This window comes from Enterobacter sp. T2 (assembly GCF_010692925.1).
Lineage (GTDB): Bacteria > Pseudomonadota > Gammaproteobacteria > Enterobacterales > Enterobacteriaceae > Enterobacter > Enterobacter kobei.
This window is the reverse complement of the sequence record NZ_CP048736.1, coordinates 1,331,818-1,347,835: the sequence shown is the minus strand read 5'-3', so window position 1 is coordinate 1,347,835 and position 16,018 is coordinate 1,331,818. Positions and strand designations below refer to the sequence as shown.

Genomic DNA, 16,018 nt, shown 5'->3' with positions numbered 1-16,018 from the left:
GTTACAAACGTCATCAGAAAAGGCATATAATGCGCAAAAGTTATGAGGTCTCTCTTTCACCTGACAAATAGTTATGTAACAGTGTGATGGTATTGACCGAAGTTATCAGGACAGTTATTAGTGATATACAGGTTTGAATAATTCGGACTGCAAAAACGCTGATTTGCTGTTGTTTCACTGATATTTCATTCGTTTACCTGCAAGGCGCCATAGCTCTGTACCCTGGTTTGTCCTCGTGAGCTGAGCGGTAAGCCAAATAACAATCTGGTAACGGTGATTAACAGCTGAAAGCAAATCCGGTAAAGCGCAGTCTTAAGCATAAGGCGCTAAGGAGACCGTAAATGGCTGATACAAAGGCAAAACTCACCCTCAACGGTGGTGATGCTATTGAACTGGATGTGCTAAAAGGCACGCTCGGTCAGGATGTTATTGATATCCGTACGCTGGGTTCCAAAGGAGTATTTACCTTTGACCCTGGATTTACCTCTACCGCATCTTGCGAATCCAAAATCACCTACATTGACGGTGACGAAGGTATCCTGCTCCATCGCGGCTTCCCCATCGATCAGTTAGCCACCGAATCCAACTATCTGGAAGTGTGCTACATCCTGCTGAACGGCGAAAAGCCAACGCAGGCGCAGTACGATGAATTCAAAACCACCGTCACCCGTCACACCATGATCCATGAGCAGATTACCCGTCTGTTCCATGCGTTCCGTCGTGACTCTCACCCGATGGCGGTGATGTGCGGGATTACCGGTGCGCTGGCGGCGTTCTACCACGACTCCCTTGACGTGAATAACCCGCGTCACCGTGATATCGCGGCGTTCCGTCTGCTGTCCAAAATGCCTACCATGGCGGCGATGTGTTACAAATACTCCATCGGCCAGCCGTTTGTGTATCCACGTAACGACCTCTCCTACGCCGGTAACTTCCTGCGCATGATGTTCTCCACGCCGTGCGAAGAGTACGAAGTGAACCCGGTGCTGGAACGCGCAATGGACCGTATCCTGATCCTGCACGCTGACCACGAACAGAACGCTTCCACCTCTACCGTCCGTACCGCGGGCTCTTCAGGCGCGAACCCGTTCGCCTGTATCGCTGCGGGCATCGCCTCCCTGTGGGGACCGGCGCACGGCGGTGCGAACGAAGCGGCACTGAAGATGCTGGAAGAGATCAGCACCGTTGAGCACATTCCTGAATTCGTGCGTCGCGCGAAAGACAAGAATGACTCCTTCCGCCTGATGGGCTTCGGTCACCGTGTTTACAAAAACTATGACCCACGCGCCACCGTGATGCGTGAAACCTGCCACGAAGTGCTGAAAGAACTGGGTACCAAAGATGATCTGCTGGAAGTGGCGATGGAGCTGGAACACATCGCGCTGAACGACCCGTACTTCATCGAGAAGAAACTCTACCCGAACGTCGACTTCTACTCCGGTATCATTCTGAAAGCGATGGGTATTCCGTCTTCCATGTTCACCGTAATCTTCGCCATGGCCCGTACCGTAGGCTGGATTGCGCACTGGAACGAAATGCACAGCGAAGGCATGAAAATCGCCCGTCCTCGTCAGCTGTATACCGGCTACGAGCAGCGTGATTTTAAGTCTGATATTAAGCGCTAAAAACAAGCCCGGTGGCGCTCACGCTTACCGGGCCTACAAGTGCGAAATGTAGGCCGGGTAAGGCGTAGCCGCCACCCGGCTTTTTTACATCTGGCACCCGGGACACCAGTAAAACGGTCTTGAGGAAAGCATTGTCCTCTCTATAATCCCGCCACATCGCTCGCACTTTTTCCCCGCCCGATGAAACACCTTAAACCGGAACAGCGCCCCGTGATGCCTGTTCTCATCTACCACGCCGCGCGTCGTGTAGGATAAACGCGGAATGTCCAGCAGCGCATGGGACAGCGCTTCCAGCTGTTCATCGCTGAGCTGCGAAGCTTTATGCTGCGGCGCCAGCCCGGCTTCCCAAAGGATTTCCACCCGCAGGTAGTTGCCGAGCCCGGCCAGAAAGGCCTGGTCGAGAAACAGACCGGAAAACTGCCGATTGCGAAATTTGGGTGACAGCAAACGGGCTTTCACATCGCCCGCCGTCAGGCGCATATCCAGCACATCCGGCCCAACGCGCAGCAAGAACGGATGAACGAGCAACTGCTCAGGCGTTAACATTTCGATATCCGACGCGCTGTAAAGCAGGATGGCTTTATCCGCCGTTTGCAGCCTGACCCGCAGCACACGGGTGGTTTGCGGCTGTTCACCCGCGTTAACCACGCGCCAGACGCCGTAAAGCTGGTTATGGCTATATAACGTCAGGTTATGGGAAAAGTGCGTGAGTAAGGCTTTCCCGCGCGTTTCAATATGGGTCACCGTCTGCCCCAGCAGCTGTGATTCAAACGGTTTGAGTTGCGGAAAGGCAAACCAGACATCCGTCAGCGGTTTGCCCTTTATCGCCGCTTCCAGGCTATCCGCCGCGCGGCGGATCTCCGGACCTTCTGGCATGTTATTGTCCTTAAATGATTATTCTGCGCTGACAAGAATACCCTCATCAGAGAACGCTGCCCGCAGGCGCCGCGCAAACTGGAGCGCATGCTCGCCGTCGCCATGTAAGCATACCGTATCGGCCTGAACGTTTGCCGATGTACCATCCACAGCGGTGACACGCCCGGCGCGCACCATCTCCAGCGTCTGCGCCAGCGCTTTACCTTCGTCGGTAATGAGCGCCCCGGCCTGCGTTCGCGGCACCAGGCTGCCATCAGGCTGATATCCCCGGTCGGCAAACACTTCCTGGCGGGTGGTTAACCCCAGGCGCTGCCCGGCGCGGATCAGCTCGCTGCCCGCCAGGCCCACCAGAATCAGCTGAGAGTCACAATCCCGCACCGCGCGGGCAATGGCGTCCGCCAGAGCAGGATCTTTCGCCGCCTGATTGTAAAGCATGCCGTGCGGCTTCACGTGGCGCAGTACGCCCTTCTCAGCGCGCACTATCGCCTCCAGCGCGCCAATCTGGTAAAGCATCTGAGCGTAGACCGTCTCCGGCGGCAGGTCCATCGCCGTACGGCCAAAGTTCTCCCGGTCGGGAAAGCTCGGGTGAGCGCCTATCGCCACGCCGTTTTTAATGGCATTGCGCACGCTCTCCAGCATGGTTTGCGCATCACCCGCGTGAAAGCCGCAGGCGATATTAACCGAAGAGACCAGCGTCATCAGCTCTGCGTCGGCGCGGCTCCCCTCCCCCAGATCGGCATTTAAATCAATCTTTACCATCAAGCCTCCACGCCAGCTGTTCGAGATAACGCTGCTGATCCTGCCGCGCTTTCAGCGCCTCCTCCAGCGAACATTGCACGAAATGGATCGGCTGACCGAGGGGAATTTGCGCCAGATGGTAGCGATCCGCGTCAATAATGCAGGCAATGCGCGGATAACCGCCCGTCGTCTGCGCATCGTTCATCAGCACAATGGGTTGACCATTGCCCGGAACCTGAATGACGCCAGGCAATAAGCCGTGGGAGAGCAACTCCCGGTCGGTTGTGCGGGTCAGCGGCTGCCCCTGCAGGCGGTAGCCCATGCGGTTACTCTGCGGGCTAATCTTCCACGGCGAACGCCAGAAAGACTCTTTAGAAGCGTCATCGAACTCCTGATATTCCGGCCCCGGTAAGGCGCGGATCACGTTCCCCCACAGCAACTGTTTTACGCCCTGCGTCGTCGAGAAATCGCGTGTTGACGGCTTAATCGCCAGACGATCGCCATCGCGCAGCGAACGTCCCTCATGCCCGCCTATGCCCGCTTTCTGATCGGTACTGGCTGACCCCAGCACCTCCGGCACGTCAATGCCCCCCGCTACCGCAAGGTAACTGCGCACGCCGTGCAGAGGCCGTTTCAGCATCAGACGTTGCCCGGCTTTCGCCCGCAACCGCCAGCCGGTCCACACCGCTTTGCCGTCTAGCGTGGCGTCACAACCTGCGCCGGTCAACGCAAACCAGGTTTCCTGACCAAACTCAATCACGCACTGACCCAGCGTAATTTCTAACGCCGCCGTGCTGCCTGCGTTACCCACCAGCAGGTTGGCAATCTCCAGCGAAGGACGATCAAGCGCACCGCAGTAGCTCACGCCAGACTGGCGCAGGCCAAAGCGGCCGGCATCCTGTACCGAGGTATAAAGCCCTGCGCGAAGTAACGTTAACATACCCCCTCCTTCTGCGGGATAAAGCGAAGGGTATCGCCAGGACGAAGGAGAATGGGTGCCTCCTGCCCCGGTTCAAATAATGGCATGGCGGTGTGCCCAATAAGCTGCCAGCCGCCCGGCGAGGTGAGCGGATAAATTCCGGTTTGTTCGCCGCCAATCGCCACCGTTCCCGCGGGAACGCTCAGGCGTGGCTCGGCCCGGCGCGGCGTATGCAGCTGAGGGGATAATCCGCCAAGATACGGGAAGCCGGGTTGAAACCCCAGAAACCAGACCACGTAATCCACCGAACTGTGCAGCTCAACAACCTGCTTCTCCGTTAATCCGCAGTGATCCGCCACCACGCCAAGATCCGGTCCACCCGTGCCGCCATAGACGACCGGGATTTCAATCATTCTCGATTCCGGCTCCAGCGCTTCGCTCTCTTCCCACCAGCGCTGAAGACGTTCAATAGCATCCAGCGCCTTTGTCTGCGGGTTGCGCAGCACGACGGTAATGTTATTCATGCCAGGAATGGTTTCTACCACTTCCGGGATGTCAACCAGACGCTGTGTCAGCCGCCAGATACGCTTTTGCGTGGCAAGCGTGACCGGCGGTTCAAGTTCCAGTACAACTGCGCTTTCACCCAGAAGATAACAACGCGCTCTCTGCACTCGGGCACCTCTCATCAGGCGGGATTAGGGATATCAATAAAGGTCACATCCAGATCGGTATTTTCCGTCAGCCATTCACTGAGGGCGCGGATACCGCCACGCTCGGTGGCATGGTGGCCTGCCGCGTAAAAATGCAGCCCCTGTTCACGGGCTGAGTGAACCGTCTGCTCAGAGACTTCACCGGTAATAAACGCATCAACACCAAAACGCGCGACGCTGTCGATAAAGCCCTGACCGCCGCCGGTACACCAGGCAACGCGCTTAACGGTATCCGGCCCCGTGTCGCCACACCACAGCGGACGACGCCCGAGACGTGCTTCGATCCACGAGGCCAGCTCCAGACCCGGAACCGGCATCGACAGCTCTCCCCACGGGACCAGTGGCTCGATTTCGCCCATCACAGTGATCCCCAACAGCTGCGCCAGCTGGACGTTATTCCCCAGTTCCGGGTGTGCATCCAGCGGCAGGTGGTAGCCGTACAGGTTGATGTCATTGGCCAACAGCGTTTTCAGGCGGTTGCGCTTCATACCGCGAATAATCGGTGATTCGTTTTTCCAGAAATAACCGTGGTGAACAATGATCGCATCGGCCTCCTGACGCACCGCTTCATCCAGCAATGCCTGGCTTGCCGTCACGCCGGTGATGATTTTTTGCACTGTCTCACGGCCTTCCACCTGCAGCCCATTCGGGCCGTAATCGCTGAAGGCGGCGGTATTGAGTTTTTCGTTAATCAGGCTTTCCAGTTCGCTGTTTTTCATCATCACTCTCTTAAGCTTTACGGGCGGCTTCATAGGCCGCCAGCGTGGCGACGCGCGCCTGTTTATGGTCAACAATCGGGCGGGGATAATCGAGCTTTACGCCCTGTTTATCCGCCCATGCCCACGGGTCGTGGATCGCTTTCGCAGGAACATGCCTGAGCGCGGGCAACCAGCGACGAATAAAGTCGCCGTTAGCATCAAATTTTTGTCCCTGAGTGGTCGGATTGAAAATCCGGAAATAGGGAGCCGCATCGGTACCGGTAGAGGCCGCCCACTGCCATCCGCCATTATTCGCTGCCAGATCGCCATCGATCAGCTGAGAAATAAAATAACGCTCCCCGACACGCCAGTCGATAAGCAGATCTTTCACCAGGAAGCTGGCGGTAATCATTCGCAGACGGTTGTGCATCCACCCGGTTTCATTCAACTGGCGCATCGCGGCATCAACAATCGGATAGCCCGTCTCCCCCTTTTTCCAGGCCAGTAAACGCGCCTCGTCGTGCTGCCATTTTACGTTATCGGTCCAGGGAATGAACGGGCGATGCTTGCAGAGATCGGGATGATAAGTCATCAGATGGCGATAGAACTCACGCCAGATCAGTTCGTTCAGCCACACCGACCCCGTCCCGCCGTCCAGCGCCTGCGGCTGCTCGGCCAGGAGACGATGCAGACACTGGCGAGGAGAGAGCACGCCCAATGCCAGGCAGGCCGATAATCGGCTTGTCCCTTCAACCGCCGGGAAATCCCTGCGCGCGTCGTACTCTCCCGCGCCCTGCTTGCAAAACTGGCGCAGCTTCGCAATCGCCGATTTCTCACTGGCAGGGAACAGAAGATCGTCGAACGACTGTTGGGGATAGTTAAACGTTAATTCAGGCAGATCGGTTATGGCATCGCCCCGAACAGCGGGCGCGGCCACGCACTCAGGCAGCGCCTCTTTCAGGCGTTTAACAAACGCATTTTTAAACGGCGTAAACACTTTGTACATTTCGTGACTGCCGGTCATGACGCTGCCCGGCGCCAGCATGACGCTGTCATCAAATCCTTCACAAACTACCCCGTCCAGCATGTTTTCCAGCTGGCGATCCCGCCGCTGTTCGTTCAGCTCGTACTGATAGTTATAAAAAAGGTGTGTGACGCCGTTTTGCTGACAGATCGCCTGCAGCATCTGAAGCTGCGCGGCAAAATCACTGACCTCTTTGTAGATTAGCGGAATACCTTTTTCAGCAAGCGAGTGTTGCAGAACGTTCAGATGTGATTTGAGGTAAGCTGCCTGGCGCGGTGCCATATCATGCTGCTGCCACTGTTCGGGCGTGGCGATGAACAGTGCCAGCACGCTGGCATCCTCAGAACGACAGGCTGCCGCGAGAGCGATGTTGTCATGTACGCGCAGATCTGCGCGAAACCAAACCAGATGGGTGGGCATAAAACTCCAGGCAAATATCCATTATGTCCGTAAGGGCACGCCACCAAAGGAAAAAGTGGCGAGCTTTTACTGTACTTTGCCATGAAGTGTAGACGGGATGAAATAAAAAAGGCCGCCCGGGGGGGTGGTAATGCCAGTCAGTTAAGTAACTGACTGGCATTACCCATTGCTATTGGCGGTTTTTTTATTGCTATGTGTAGTCTTTCTTTTTTTAGTAGAAGTCGCAGGTCGCTTTCTCGGCCTGATCCATCCACACCGGCTTCTCGCTGGTTTTCGCCCAGACGCGGTGCAGATAGCTGTAAAAACGAGCGCGATCTTTCCAGAACAGCATCACCGGCAGGGCCAGCACGCCAGCCACTACGGCGAAAGTGCGACGCATGAACACGATATGAGCCGGAAACTCTTTATAAAGATCCATATTTTCTCCCCTATAGTTGGCCGGAAACGTCATCCGGAAAATTCAAAATCTGTGACCTGGATAAAATAATATCGCTTTGCGTGTAATTTTACTACTCATCCGACCACTTATTTTCATTCGTTTAGTGAATATTTACACTCGCGCCGTAATTTAGTTACAAAAAAGTTAACAATTTACTTACCAATAGTTAAATTGTGGGCTTTGCCATTTTTATACTTTTTTTACACCCTCTCTCCTCATTTTTGCGAAATCTTTGCGCCATAAATCCTACCGTTAACCCAACAACAAAAGTCACCCGGAGGTGGATTGTGAGTGCAGGTCTTATTGCCGGCATCGTGCTGGTGTTCCTGTTATTGGGTTATCTGGTTTATGCCCTGATTAATGCGGAGGCATTCTGATGGCTGCTCAGGCGTTTTTGCTTATTGCCAGCTTCTTACTGGCGTTGTTCGTTCTGGCAAGGCCACTGGGAATGGGGCTGGCAAGGCTTATCAACAACGTCCCCCTGCCTGGTACGGGAAGCGTTGAAAAAGGGATCTGGCGTGTACTGGGAATAGACGATCGCGAGATGAGCTGGCGTGAATATCTTTTTGCCATTCTGCTGCTGAATATTGTTGGGCTGATTGCACTTTTTACCCTGCTGATGCTGCAGGGGAGTCTGCCGCTGAATCCGCAACAATTACCGGGTCTGTCCTGGCATCTTGCGCTGAATACGGCAGTCAGCTTTGTCACCAACACCAACTGGCAGTCCTATGCGGGTGAAACCACGCTGAGCTATTTCAGCCAGATGGCGGGATTAACCGTCCAGAACTTCCTCTCGGCTGCCAGCGGTATCGCTGTGATCTTCGCGCTGACGCGCGCGTTTGCTCGTCAGAAAATCAGTACCCTGGGTAACGCGTGGGTGGATCTGACGCGCATCACGCTGTGGATATTGCTGCCAATTGCGCTGCTGATCGCGCTGTTCTTTATTCAGCAAGGTAGCCTGCAAAACCTGCTGCCATACACCCCTTATACCTCACTGGAAGGGGCAAAACAGCTCCTGCCGATGGGGCCCGTGGCGTCGCAGGAAGCCATCAAGATGCTCGGCACCAACGGCGGCGGCTTCTTCAACGCCAACTCATCGCATCCGTTTGAAAACCCGACTGCCCTGACCAATTTTGTGCAGATGCTGGCGATTTTCCTGATCCCCACCGCACTCTGCTTTGCCTTTGGTGATGTCGTCAACGATCGCCGGCAGGGGCGCACCCTGCTCTGGACCATGTCGTTAATCTTCGTGGTCTGCGTTGCGCTGGTGATGTGGGCTGAATGGAACGGCAATAGCCATTTCATGCAGCTTGGGGCTAACAGCAATATCAATATGGAAGGTAAAGAGAGCCGCTTTGGCATTCTCGCCAGCAGCCTCTATGCGGTGGTCACCACGGCGGCCTCGTGCGGGGCGGTGAATGCCATGCATGACTCCTTCACCGCACTGGGCGGAATGATCCCAATGTGGCTGATGCAGATTGGCGAGGTGGTATTTGGCGGCGTGGGTTCAGGTCTTTACGGCATGCTGTTGTTCGTGATGCTGGCGGTGTTTATTGCCGGTCTGATGATTGGTCGTACCCCGGAATACCTCGGTAAAAAAATCGACGTTCGCGAGATGAAATTAACCGCGCTGGCGATTCTGGTAACCCCTGCCCTCGTACTGCTCGGCTCCGCACTAGCGCTGATGACCGAGGCCGGACGCAGCGGCATCTTTAACCCGGGTATTCACGGCTTTAGCGAAGTGCTGTATGCCGTCTCCTCTGCCGCCAACAACAACGGCAGTGCCTTTGCAGGCTTAAGTGCCAACTCACCGTTCTGGAACTGTCTGCTGGCGTTCTGCATGTTCGTGGGTCGTTTCGGGATCATTGTGCCGGTCATAGCGATTGCCGGATCGCTGGTGAATAAAAAAATTCAACCGACCACCACCGGAACATTACCGACCCACGGCGCGCTGTTTATCGGCCTGCTCACAGGCACCGTGTTACTGGTTGGTGCCCTGACCTTTATCCCCGCCCTCGCGTTAGGCCCGGTCGCGGAATACCTCTCTTTACGCTGATTTTGCGGAGAATTTGTCATGAGTCGTAAACAACTGGCCCTGTTCGAACCGTCATTAGTTCGTCAGGCGCTCATGGATGCGGTGAAAAAACTGAGCCCGCGCGTGCAGTGGCACAACCCGGTGATGTTTATTGTCTGGGCGGGAAGCGTCCTGACCACCGCACTGGCGATTGCCATGGGAACGGGCCACATGCCGGGAAATGCGATGTTTACCGGCGCCATTAGCCTGTGGCTGTGGTTTACCGTGCTGTTTGCCAACTTTGCGGAAGCGCTGGCGGAAGGCCGGAGTAAAGCCCAGGCCAACAGCCTGAAAGGGGTAAAAAAGACCGCCTTCGCACGCAAGTTACGTGAACCAAAATACGGTGCGCAGATGGACCACGTTCCGGCGGATGAACTGCGTAAAGGCGATGTGGTGCTGGTCGAAGCTGGCGATATTATCCCGTGCGACGGGGAAGTGATTGAAGGTGGCGCGTCGGTGGACGAAAGCGCCATCACCGGGGAATCCGCCCCGGTTATCCGTGAATCCGGCGGCGATTTCGCCTCCGTAACGGGGGGGACGCGCATACTCTCCGACTGGCTGGTGATCCAGTGTAGCGTTAACCCAGGTGAAACCTTCCTTGACCGGATGATCGCCATGGTGGAAGGCGCCCAGCGTCGTAAAACCCCCAACGAGATTGCCCTGACCATCCTGCTGGTCGCGTTGACCCTCGTCTTCCTGCTGGCAACCGCGACCCTGTGGCCGTTCTCCGCCTACGGCGGTACGGCGGTCACCATCACGGTGCTGGTGGCGCTGCTGGTCTGTCTGATCCCCACCACTATCGGCGGCCTGCTGTCGGCCATCGGCGTGGCCGGTATGAGCCGTATGCTCGGTGCCAACGTCATCGCCACCAGCGGACGTGCCGTTGAAGCGGCGGGCGATGTAGACGTTCTGCTGCTTGATAAAACCGGGACCATCACCCTCGGTAACCGTCAGGCATCAGACTTCTTACCCGCACCTGGCGTGGATGAAAAAACGCTGGCAGATGCCGCACAGCTCTCATCGCTTGCCGACGAAACTCCGGAAGGTCGCAGCATTGTGATTCTTGCCAAACAGCGCTTTAACCTGCGCCAGCGCGACGTTCAGAGCCTGCATGCCACTTTCGTGCCCTTCACGGCACAGACCCGGATGAGCGGCATTAATATTCAGGACCGGATGATCCGTAAAGGCTCGGTTGACGCCATCCGTCGCCACATTGAGGCTAATAACGGTCACTTCCCACCCGAAGTGGATAGCCTGGTGGAAAGCGTGGCCCGTCAGGGGGCAACGCCGCTGGTGGTGGCTGAAGGCGCAAATGTGCTGGGGGTGATTGCCCTGAAGGATATCGTCAAAGGCGGCATCAAAGAACGCTTTGCCCAGCTGCGTAAAATGGGGATCAAAACGGTGATGATCACCGGGGATAACCGCCTGACCGCCGCGGCGATTGCTGCCGAAGCGGGCGTGGATGATTTTCTTTCCGAAGCCACACCGGAAGCCAAACTGGCCTTGATTCGTCAGTATCAGGCGGAAGGGCGTCTGGTAGCGATGACCGGTGACGGGACCAACGATGCCCCTGCCCTGGCGCAGGCCGACGTGGCGGTGGCAATGAACTCCGGTACCCAGGCGGCAAAAGAGGCGGGCAACATGGTCGATCTCGACTCTAACCCGACCAAGCTGATTGAAGTCGTGCACATTGGTAAGCAGATGCTGATGACGCGCGGCTCGCTGACCACGTTCAGCATCGCTAACGATGTGGCGAAATATTTCGCCATCATTCCGGCCGCGTTTGCTGCGACCTATCCGCAATTAAACGCCCTGAACGTAATGCACCTGCACTCCCCGGCATCGGCCATTCTGAGCGCGGTAATCTTTAACGCTCTGATTATTGTCTTCCTGATCCCGCTGGCGCTGAAAGGCGTGAGCTACAAGCCGCTCACGGCGGCCGCCATGCTGCGCCGCAACCTGTGGATTTACGGCCTGGGTGGGCTGGTGGTGCCCTTCATCGGTATCAAGGCTATCGATCTGCTGTTGACCCTGTTCGGGCTGGTTTAAAAGGTGAATCAAATGACGATGTTACGCCCCGCTATACTTCTGTTTATTCTGCTGTCGCTGATTACCGGCGGGCTCTACCCGCTGGTCACCACCGCCCTGGGCCAGTGGTGGTTTAAGGATCAGGCTAACGGCTCGCTGATTATGCAAAACGGTGAAAACCGCGGTTCGCGCCTGATTGGCCAGAGCTTTACGGACGCTCGCTACTTCCAGGGACGCCCTTCCGCCACTGCCGAAAGCCCGTATAATCCGATGGCATCCGGCGGCAGTAACCTGGCGGGCAGCAACCCGGCGCTGGACAAAGCCGTCGCCGAGCGCGTGGCCGCCCTGCGCGCCGCCAACCCACAGGCCAGCCGCGAGGTTCCCGTGGAGCTGGTCACCGCCTCAGCCAGCGGGCTGGACTATAGCCTGACGCCGGCAGCGGTGGCGTGGCAGATCCCGCGCGTTGCCGCCGCCCGTCAATTGAGTATTGAACAGGTGAGCAAGCTGGTGGCAGAACACACACAAAAGCCGCTGGTCAGCTATATCGGCATGCCGGTAGTGAATATTGTTGAGCTGAATCTGGCGCTGGACGCGCTAAGGAAAAACTAAATGACCGACGAGCCCATGCGCCCGGATCCGGACAGGCTGCTTGAACAGACGGCTGAAGCCCATCGCGGCAAACTGAAAATTTTCTTTGGCGCCTGCGCGGGTGTCGGGAAAACCTTCGCCATGCTGACGGAAGCCCAGCGGCTTCGGGCGCAGGGGCTCGATATACTGATCGGCGTGGTTGAAACCCACGGACGTAAAGAGACGGCATCGCTGCTGAAGGGGCTTGCCACCCAGCCGCCCCGCCGCATCAGCCATCGGGGTCGTTTAGTCACTGAGTTTGATATTGATGCCGCCCTCGCCCGCCGTCCGGCGCTTATCCTGATGGACGAACTGGCGCACAGCAATGCGCCAGGCTCGCGTCACCCCAAGCGCTGGCAGGATGTGGAAGAATTACTTGAAGCTGGCATTGATGTTTTCACGACGGTTAACGTGCAGCATCTGGAAAGCCTGAACGATGTGGTCAGCGGCGTGACCGGCATTCAGGTGCGCGAGACGGTGCCCGACCCTTTCTTCGATTCCGCTGACGAAGTGGTGCTGGTCGATCTGCCGCCGGATGATTTGCGCCAGCGCCTGCACGAAGGCAAAGTCTATATTGCCGGACAGGCCGAGCGTGCCATCGAACATTTCTTCCGCAAAGGCAACCTGATTGCCCTGCGCGAACTGGCTCTGCGCCGTACTGCCGATCGCGTTGACGATCAGATGCGTGCCTGGCGCGATTTGCAGGGCCAGGAACGCGTCTGGCATACGCGGGATGCCATCCTGCTGTGCGTGGGGCACGGCAGCGGTAACGAAAAACTTGTCCGCACCGCCGCGCGTCTGGCCGCCAAATTTGGCAGCGTCTGGCATGCGGTGTATGTCGAAACGCCGCAGCTTCATGCCCTGCCCGAAAACCAGCGCCGCGCGATTCTGAGTTCGCTGCGCCTGGCGCAGGAGCTGGGTGCCGAAACCGCCACCCTTTCCGATCCTCAGGAAGATAAAGCCATTCTGCGCTACGCCCGGGAGCATAACCTGGGGAAAATCGTCATTGGCCGTCGCCAGCATCGTCGCTGGTTTAGCCGTGAATCCTTTGCCGACAAACTGGCCCGCCGCGCGCCGGATCTGGACCTGGTGATCGTGGCGCTGGATGATAAACCCACGCCCCTTCCCAGCCGCGCCCCGGACAGCCGTACTTTCAGTGATAAATGGCGCATTCAGCTTCGCGGCTGCCTGGTGGCCGTCGTGCTCTGCGCCCTGATCACGATCATTGCCAGCAAATGGCTGATTGCCTTCGACGCAGCCAACCTGGTGATGATCTACCTCCTTGGCGTGGTGGTGGTGGCACTCTTTTACGGACGCTGGCCGTCGGTGCTGGCAACGGTGATTAACGTCATCAGCTTTGATCTGTTCTTTATTGCCCCTCGCGGGACGCTCGCCGTGTCGGACGTACAGTACATCCTGACCTTTGCCGTGATGCTCACCGTCGGGCTGGTGATCGGCAATCTGACGGCGGGCGTGCGCTACCAGGCGCGCATCGCCCGCTACCGCGAACAGCGCACGCGGCATCTGTATGAAATGTCGAAATCGCTGGCGGTGGGTCGGACCCCGCTGGATATTGTGCAGACCAGCGAGCAGTTTATTCGCTCGACGTTTCATGCCAGCAACCTGATTTTACTCCCGGACGAACACGGTAAGCTGCGCCCGCTAACCTCGGCCTCCGGCATGACGCCCTGGGACGAAGCCATCGCGCGCTGGAGCTTTGATAAAGGGTTACCTGCGGGCGCAGGGACCGACACCCTGCCCGGCGTGCCCTATCAAATTCTGCCGTTACGCAGCGCCGATAAAAATCAGGGGCTGGTGATTGTTGAGCCCTCAAACCTGCGTCAGCTGATGATCCCCGAGCAGCAGCGGCTGCTGGAGACTTTTACGCTGCTGGTTGCCAGCGCGCTGGAACGGCTGGCGCTTACCGCCAGTGAAGAACAGGCCCGACTGGCCAGCGAGCGTGAAAGCATTCGTAACTCGCTGCTGGCGGCGCTGTCGCACGACCTGCGGACACCGCTGACCGTTCTGTTTGGTCAGTCAGAAATCCTGACGCTGGACCTGGCCGCGGAAGGGTCTAAACACGCCCTTCAGGCCAGCGAAATCCGCCAGCACGTGCTGAATACCACCCGTCTGGTGAATAACCTGCTCGATATGGCGCGCATTCAGTCGGGCGGATTTAACCTCAAAAAAGAGTGGCTCACGCTGGAAGAAGTGGTAGGCAGCGCGCTGAAAATGCTGGAGCCCGGCCTCGGTGGGCGGCATATCGCGCTGAACATGCCTGAACCCCTGACCTTAATTCACGTCGATGGCCCCTTGTTTGAACGGGTGCTGATCAATCTGCTGGAAAATGCCGGTAAATATGCCGGCTCAAGTGCCCGGATTGGCGTGGATGCGATGGTAGAGGATGGCACGCTTCACCTTGACGTCTGGGATACCGGACCGGGCATTCCTGCCGGGCAGGAGCTGGCTATTTTCGAAAAATTCGCGCGCGGGAACAAGGAGTCGGCCATTCCGGGCGTTGGGCTCGGGCTGGCGATTTGTCAGGCGATCGTTGACGTCCATGGCGGAACCATTTCCGCAGAGAATCGTCCGGAAGGCGGCGCGCGTTTTTGTGTTACACTTCCTCTGGAAACCCCGCCAGAACTGAATGAATTACCCGAGGATTTGTGATTAACGTTCTGATTGTCGAAGATGAGATCGCCATTAGCCGTTTTCTGCGCGCTGCGCTGGAAGGAGACGGTCTGCGCGTTCACGATGCGGGTACGCTTCAACGGGGTTTAATTGAAGCCGCCACCCGCAAGCCGGACCTGGTGATCCTCGATCTTGGGCTGCCGGATGGCGACGGCATCGATTTTATTCGTGAGGTTCGTCAGTGGAGCCAGATGCCGATTCTCGTGCTCTCTGCGCGTACTGAAGAGACGGATAAAATCGCCGCGCTGGATGCCGGCGCCGATGACTATCTGATTAAACCCTTTGGCATTGGCGAATTGCAGGCTCGCCTGCGTGTGGCGCTGCGTCGTCATAGCGCCACCACGCCTGCCGACCCAACCTACACGTTTGGTGATATTCGGGTTGACCTCGCCGCACGGCGCATTGTGCGCGGTGAAGAGGAAATCCATCTTACCCCCATCGAATTCCGCCTGCTCGCCGTGCTGCTTAATAACCACGGCAAGGTTCTCACCCAGCGCCAGCTGTTGAGTCAGGTGTGGGGACCCAACGCGGTGGAACATAGTCACTATTTGCGCATATATATGGGTCACCTTCGTCAGAAACTGGAAGTCGACCCCGCTCGCCCTCGCCATTTATTAACTGAAACCGGTATCGGTTATCGGTTTATGCTTTGAATAACTATTCATATTATTTTCTAAATAATCAAAAACCCTCCCGATAAATATTAAAAAAATAATCAATACATTATTCAATGGATTATTTTTGCTCGTTTAAAACATTAACAAAACCAATCATTAACACTTCAACAACAAATCAGCATTTTGATCTGCGTTATTCATCAAAAACGACTAATTATTTCTGAAATGATCGGTTAAGGGTGATCTGATTCACAGTTAATCCCTTTTTCCTGGATAAAATGACCATGCTTTCAATTACTGAAAGGAAAATGAAACATGGAAAACAACAATCGCTTAATGCCCCATATAAGGCGGACAACACATATCATGATGTTTGCCCACCGAAACTGCTTTGACTTTCACCTCTTTAATGCCCGGTAGTCCTTCGACTTCTGGCGCACTCGCTTACAGGTTATCCTGAAACACCTTATTTTACAGGCCATTGCCTGTGAAGTCGTGCGCTCATTCCACTTAATTCAGACTCATCTGCAAC

Annotated in this window: 15 protein-coding genes; 8 read left to right on the top strand and 7 right to left on the bottom strand. The window is 56.5% G+C overall.

The window, feature by feature from the left end; all coding sequences use genetic code 11:
- Nucleotides 1–341 precede the first annotated feature (341 nt).
- Entirely contained in the window at nucleotides 342–1,625 is a 1,284-nt protein-coding gene (locus G0034_RS06370; RefSeq protein WP_014883035.1) for a citrate synthase, read from the top strand.
- Between the two features lie 84 nt (nucleotides 1,626–1,709).
- On the opposite strand, the gene nei is transcribed toward G0034_RS06370, so the two are convergent.
- From nei to G0034_RS06335, 7 genes are all read right to left on the bottom strand, one after another.
- A complete protein-coding gene (gene nei / locus G0034_RS06365; RefSeq protein WP_059372972.1) occupies nucleotides 1,710–2,501 on the bottom strand; it encodes an endonuclease VIII in 792 nt (263 codons plus the stop codon).
- Nucleotides 2,502–2,519: 18 nt separating this feature from the next.
- Entirely contained in the window at nucleotides 2,520–3,260 is a 741-nt protein-coding gene (gene pxpA, locus G0034_RS06360; RefSeq protein ID WP_023332416.1) for a 5-oxoprolinase subunit PxpA, read from the bottom strand.
- Nucleotides 3,247–4,179 (bottom strand): 5-oxoprolinase subunit PxpC, encoded by a 933-nt coding sequence (pxpC, locus tag G0034_RS06355; RefSeq protein WP_023332415.1) that lies wholly within the window; start codon nucleotides 4,177–4,179, stop codon nucleotides 3,247–3,249. The genes pxpA and pxpC overlap by 14 nt, the downstream gene beginning before the upstream one ends.
- Entirely contained in the window at nucleotides 4,173–4,829 is a 657-nt protein-coding gene (gene pxpB, locus G0034_RS06350; RefSeq protein WP_023336926.1) for a 5-oxoprolinase subunit PxpB, read from the bottom strand. The genes pxpC and pxpB overlap by 7 nt, the downstream gene beginning before the upstream one ends.
- Before the next feature lie 14 nt (nucleotides 4,830–4,843).
- A complete protein-coding gene (locus G0034_RS06345) occupies nucleotides 4,844–5,587 on the bottom strand; it encodes a type 2 GTP cyclohydrolase I (RefSeq protein ID WP_179121311.1) in 744 nt (247 codons plus the stop codon).
- Between the two features lie 10 nt (nucleotides 5,588–5,597).
- The gene (gene phrB, locus G0034_RS06340; RefSeq protein ID WP_014883029.1) at nucleotides 5,598–7,010 is read right to left on the bottom strand and encodes a deoxyribodipyrimidine photo-lyase; all 1,413 of its coding nucleotides are present in this window, start codon (nucleotides 7,008–7,010) and stop codon (nucleotides 5,598–5,600) included.
- Nucleotides 7,011–7,221: 211 nt separating this feature from the next.
- Nucleotides 7,222–7,428: a YbfA family protein gene (locus G0034_RS06335; RefSeq protein ID WP_028019445.1), complete on the bottom strand. Its 207-nt coding sequence runs from the start codon at nucleotides 7,426–7,428 to the stop codon at nucleotides 7,222–7,224.
- A 308-nt stretch (nucleotides 7,429–7,736) separates the two neighbouring features.
- Between G0034_RS06335 and kdpF the strand changes: the two genes are divergently transcribed.
- The 7 genes from kdpF to speFL all read left to right on the top strand — a co-directional run bounded on the left by kdpF (nucleotide 7,737) and on the right by speFL (nucleotide 15,906).
- The gene (gene kdpF / locus G0034_RS06330) at nucleotides 7,737–7,826 is read left to right on the top strand and encodes a K(+)-transporting ATPase subunit F (protein ID WP_014069365.1); all 90 of its coding nucleotides are present in this window, start codon (nucleotides 7,737–7,739) and stop codon (nucleotides 7,824–7,826) included.
- On the top strand, nucleotides 7,826–9,505 hold the full coding sequence (kdpA, locus tag G0034_RS06325; protein WP_179120634.1) for a potassium-transporting ATPase subunit KdpA: 1,680 nt from the start codon (nucleotides 7,826–7,828) through the stop codon (nucleotides 9,503–9,505). The genes kdpF and kdpA overlap by 1 nt, the downstream gene beginning before the upstream one ends.
- Before the next feature lie 18 nt (nucleotides 9,506–9,523).
- Nucleotides 9,524–11,572, top strand: coding sequence for a potassium-transporting ATPase subunit KdpB (kdpB, locus tag G0034_RS06320; RefSeq protein ID WP_023332411.1), 2,049 nt, complete (start codon nucleotides 9,524–9,526; stop codon nucleotides 11,570–11,572).
- Nucleotides 11,573–11,584: 12 nt separating this feature from the next.
- Complete coding sequence (gene kdpC / locus G0034_RS06315; RefSeq protein WP_045281604.1) at nucleotides 11,585–12,160, top strand: potassium-transporting ATPase subunit KdpC; 576 nt, start codon at nucleotides 11,585–11,587, stop codon at nucleotides 12,158–12,160.
- Nucleotides 12,161–14,848 (top strand): two-component system sensor histidine kinase KdpD, encoded by a 2,688-nt coding sequence (kdpD, locus tag G0034_RS06310; RefSeq protein ID WP_023336921.1) that lies wholly within the window; start codon nucleotides 12,161–12,163, stop codon nucleotides 14,846–14,848. It abuts the gene before it with no gap.
- Entirely contained in the window at nucleotides 14,845–15,522 is a 678-nt protein-coding gene (kdpE, locus tag G0034_RS06305; RefSeq protein WP_008501074.1) for a two-component system response regulator KdpE, read from the top strand. Before kdpD ends, kdpE begins: the two co-directional genes overlap by 4 nt.
- Before the next feature lie 279 nt (nucleotides 15,523–15,801).
- Complete coding sequence (speFL, locus tag G0034_RS06300; RefSeq protein WP_003858645.1) at nucleotides 15,802–15,906, top strand: leader peptide SpeFL; 105 nt, start codon at nucleotides 15,802–15,804, stop codon at nucleotides 15,904–15,906.
- Nucleotides 15,907–16,018 lie beyond the last annotated feature (112 nt).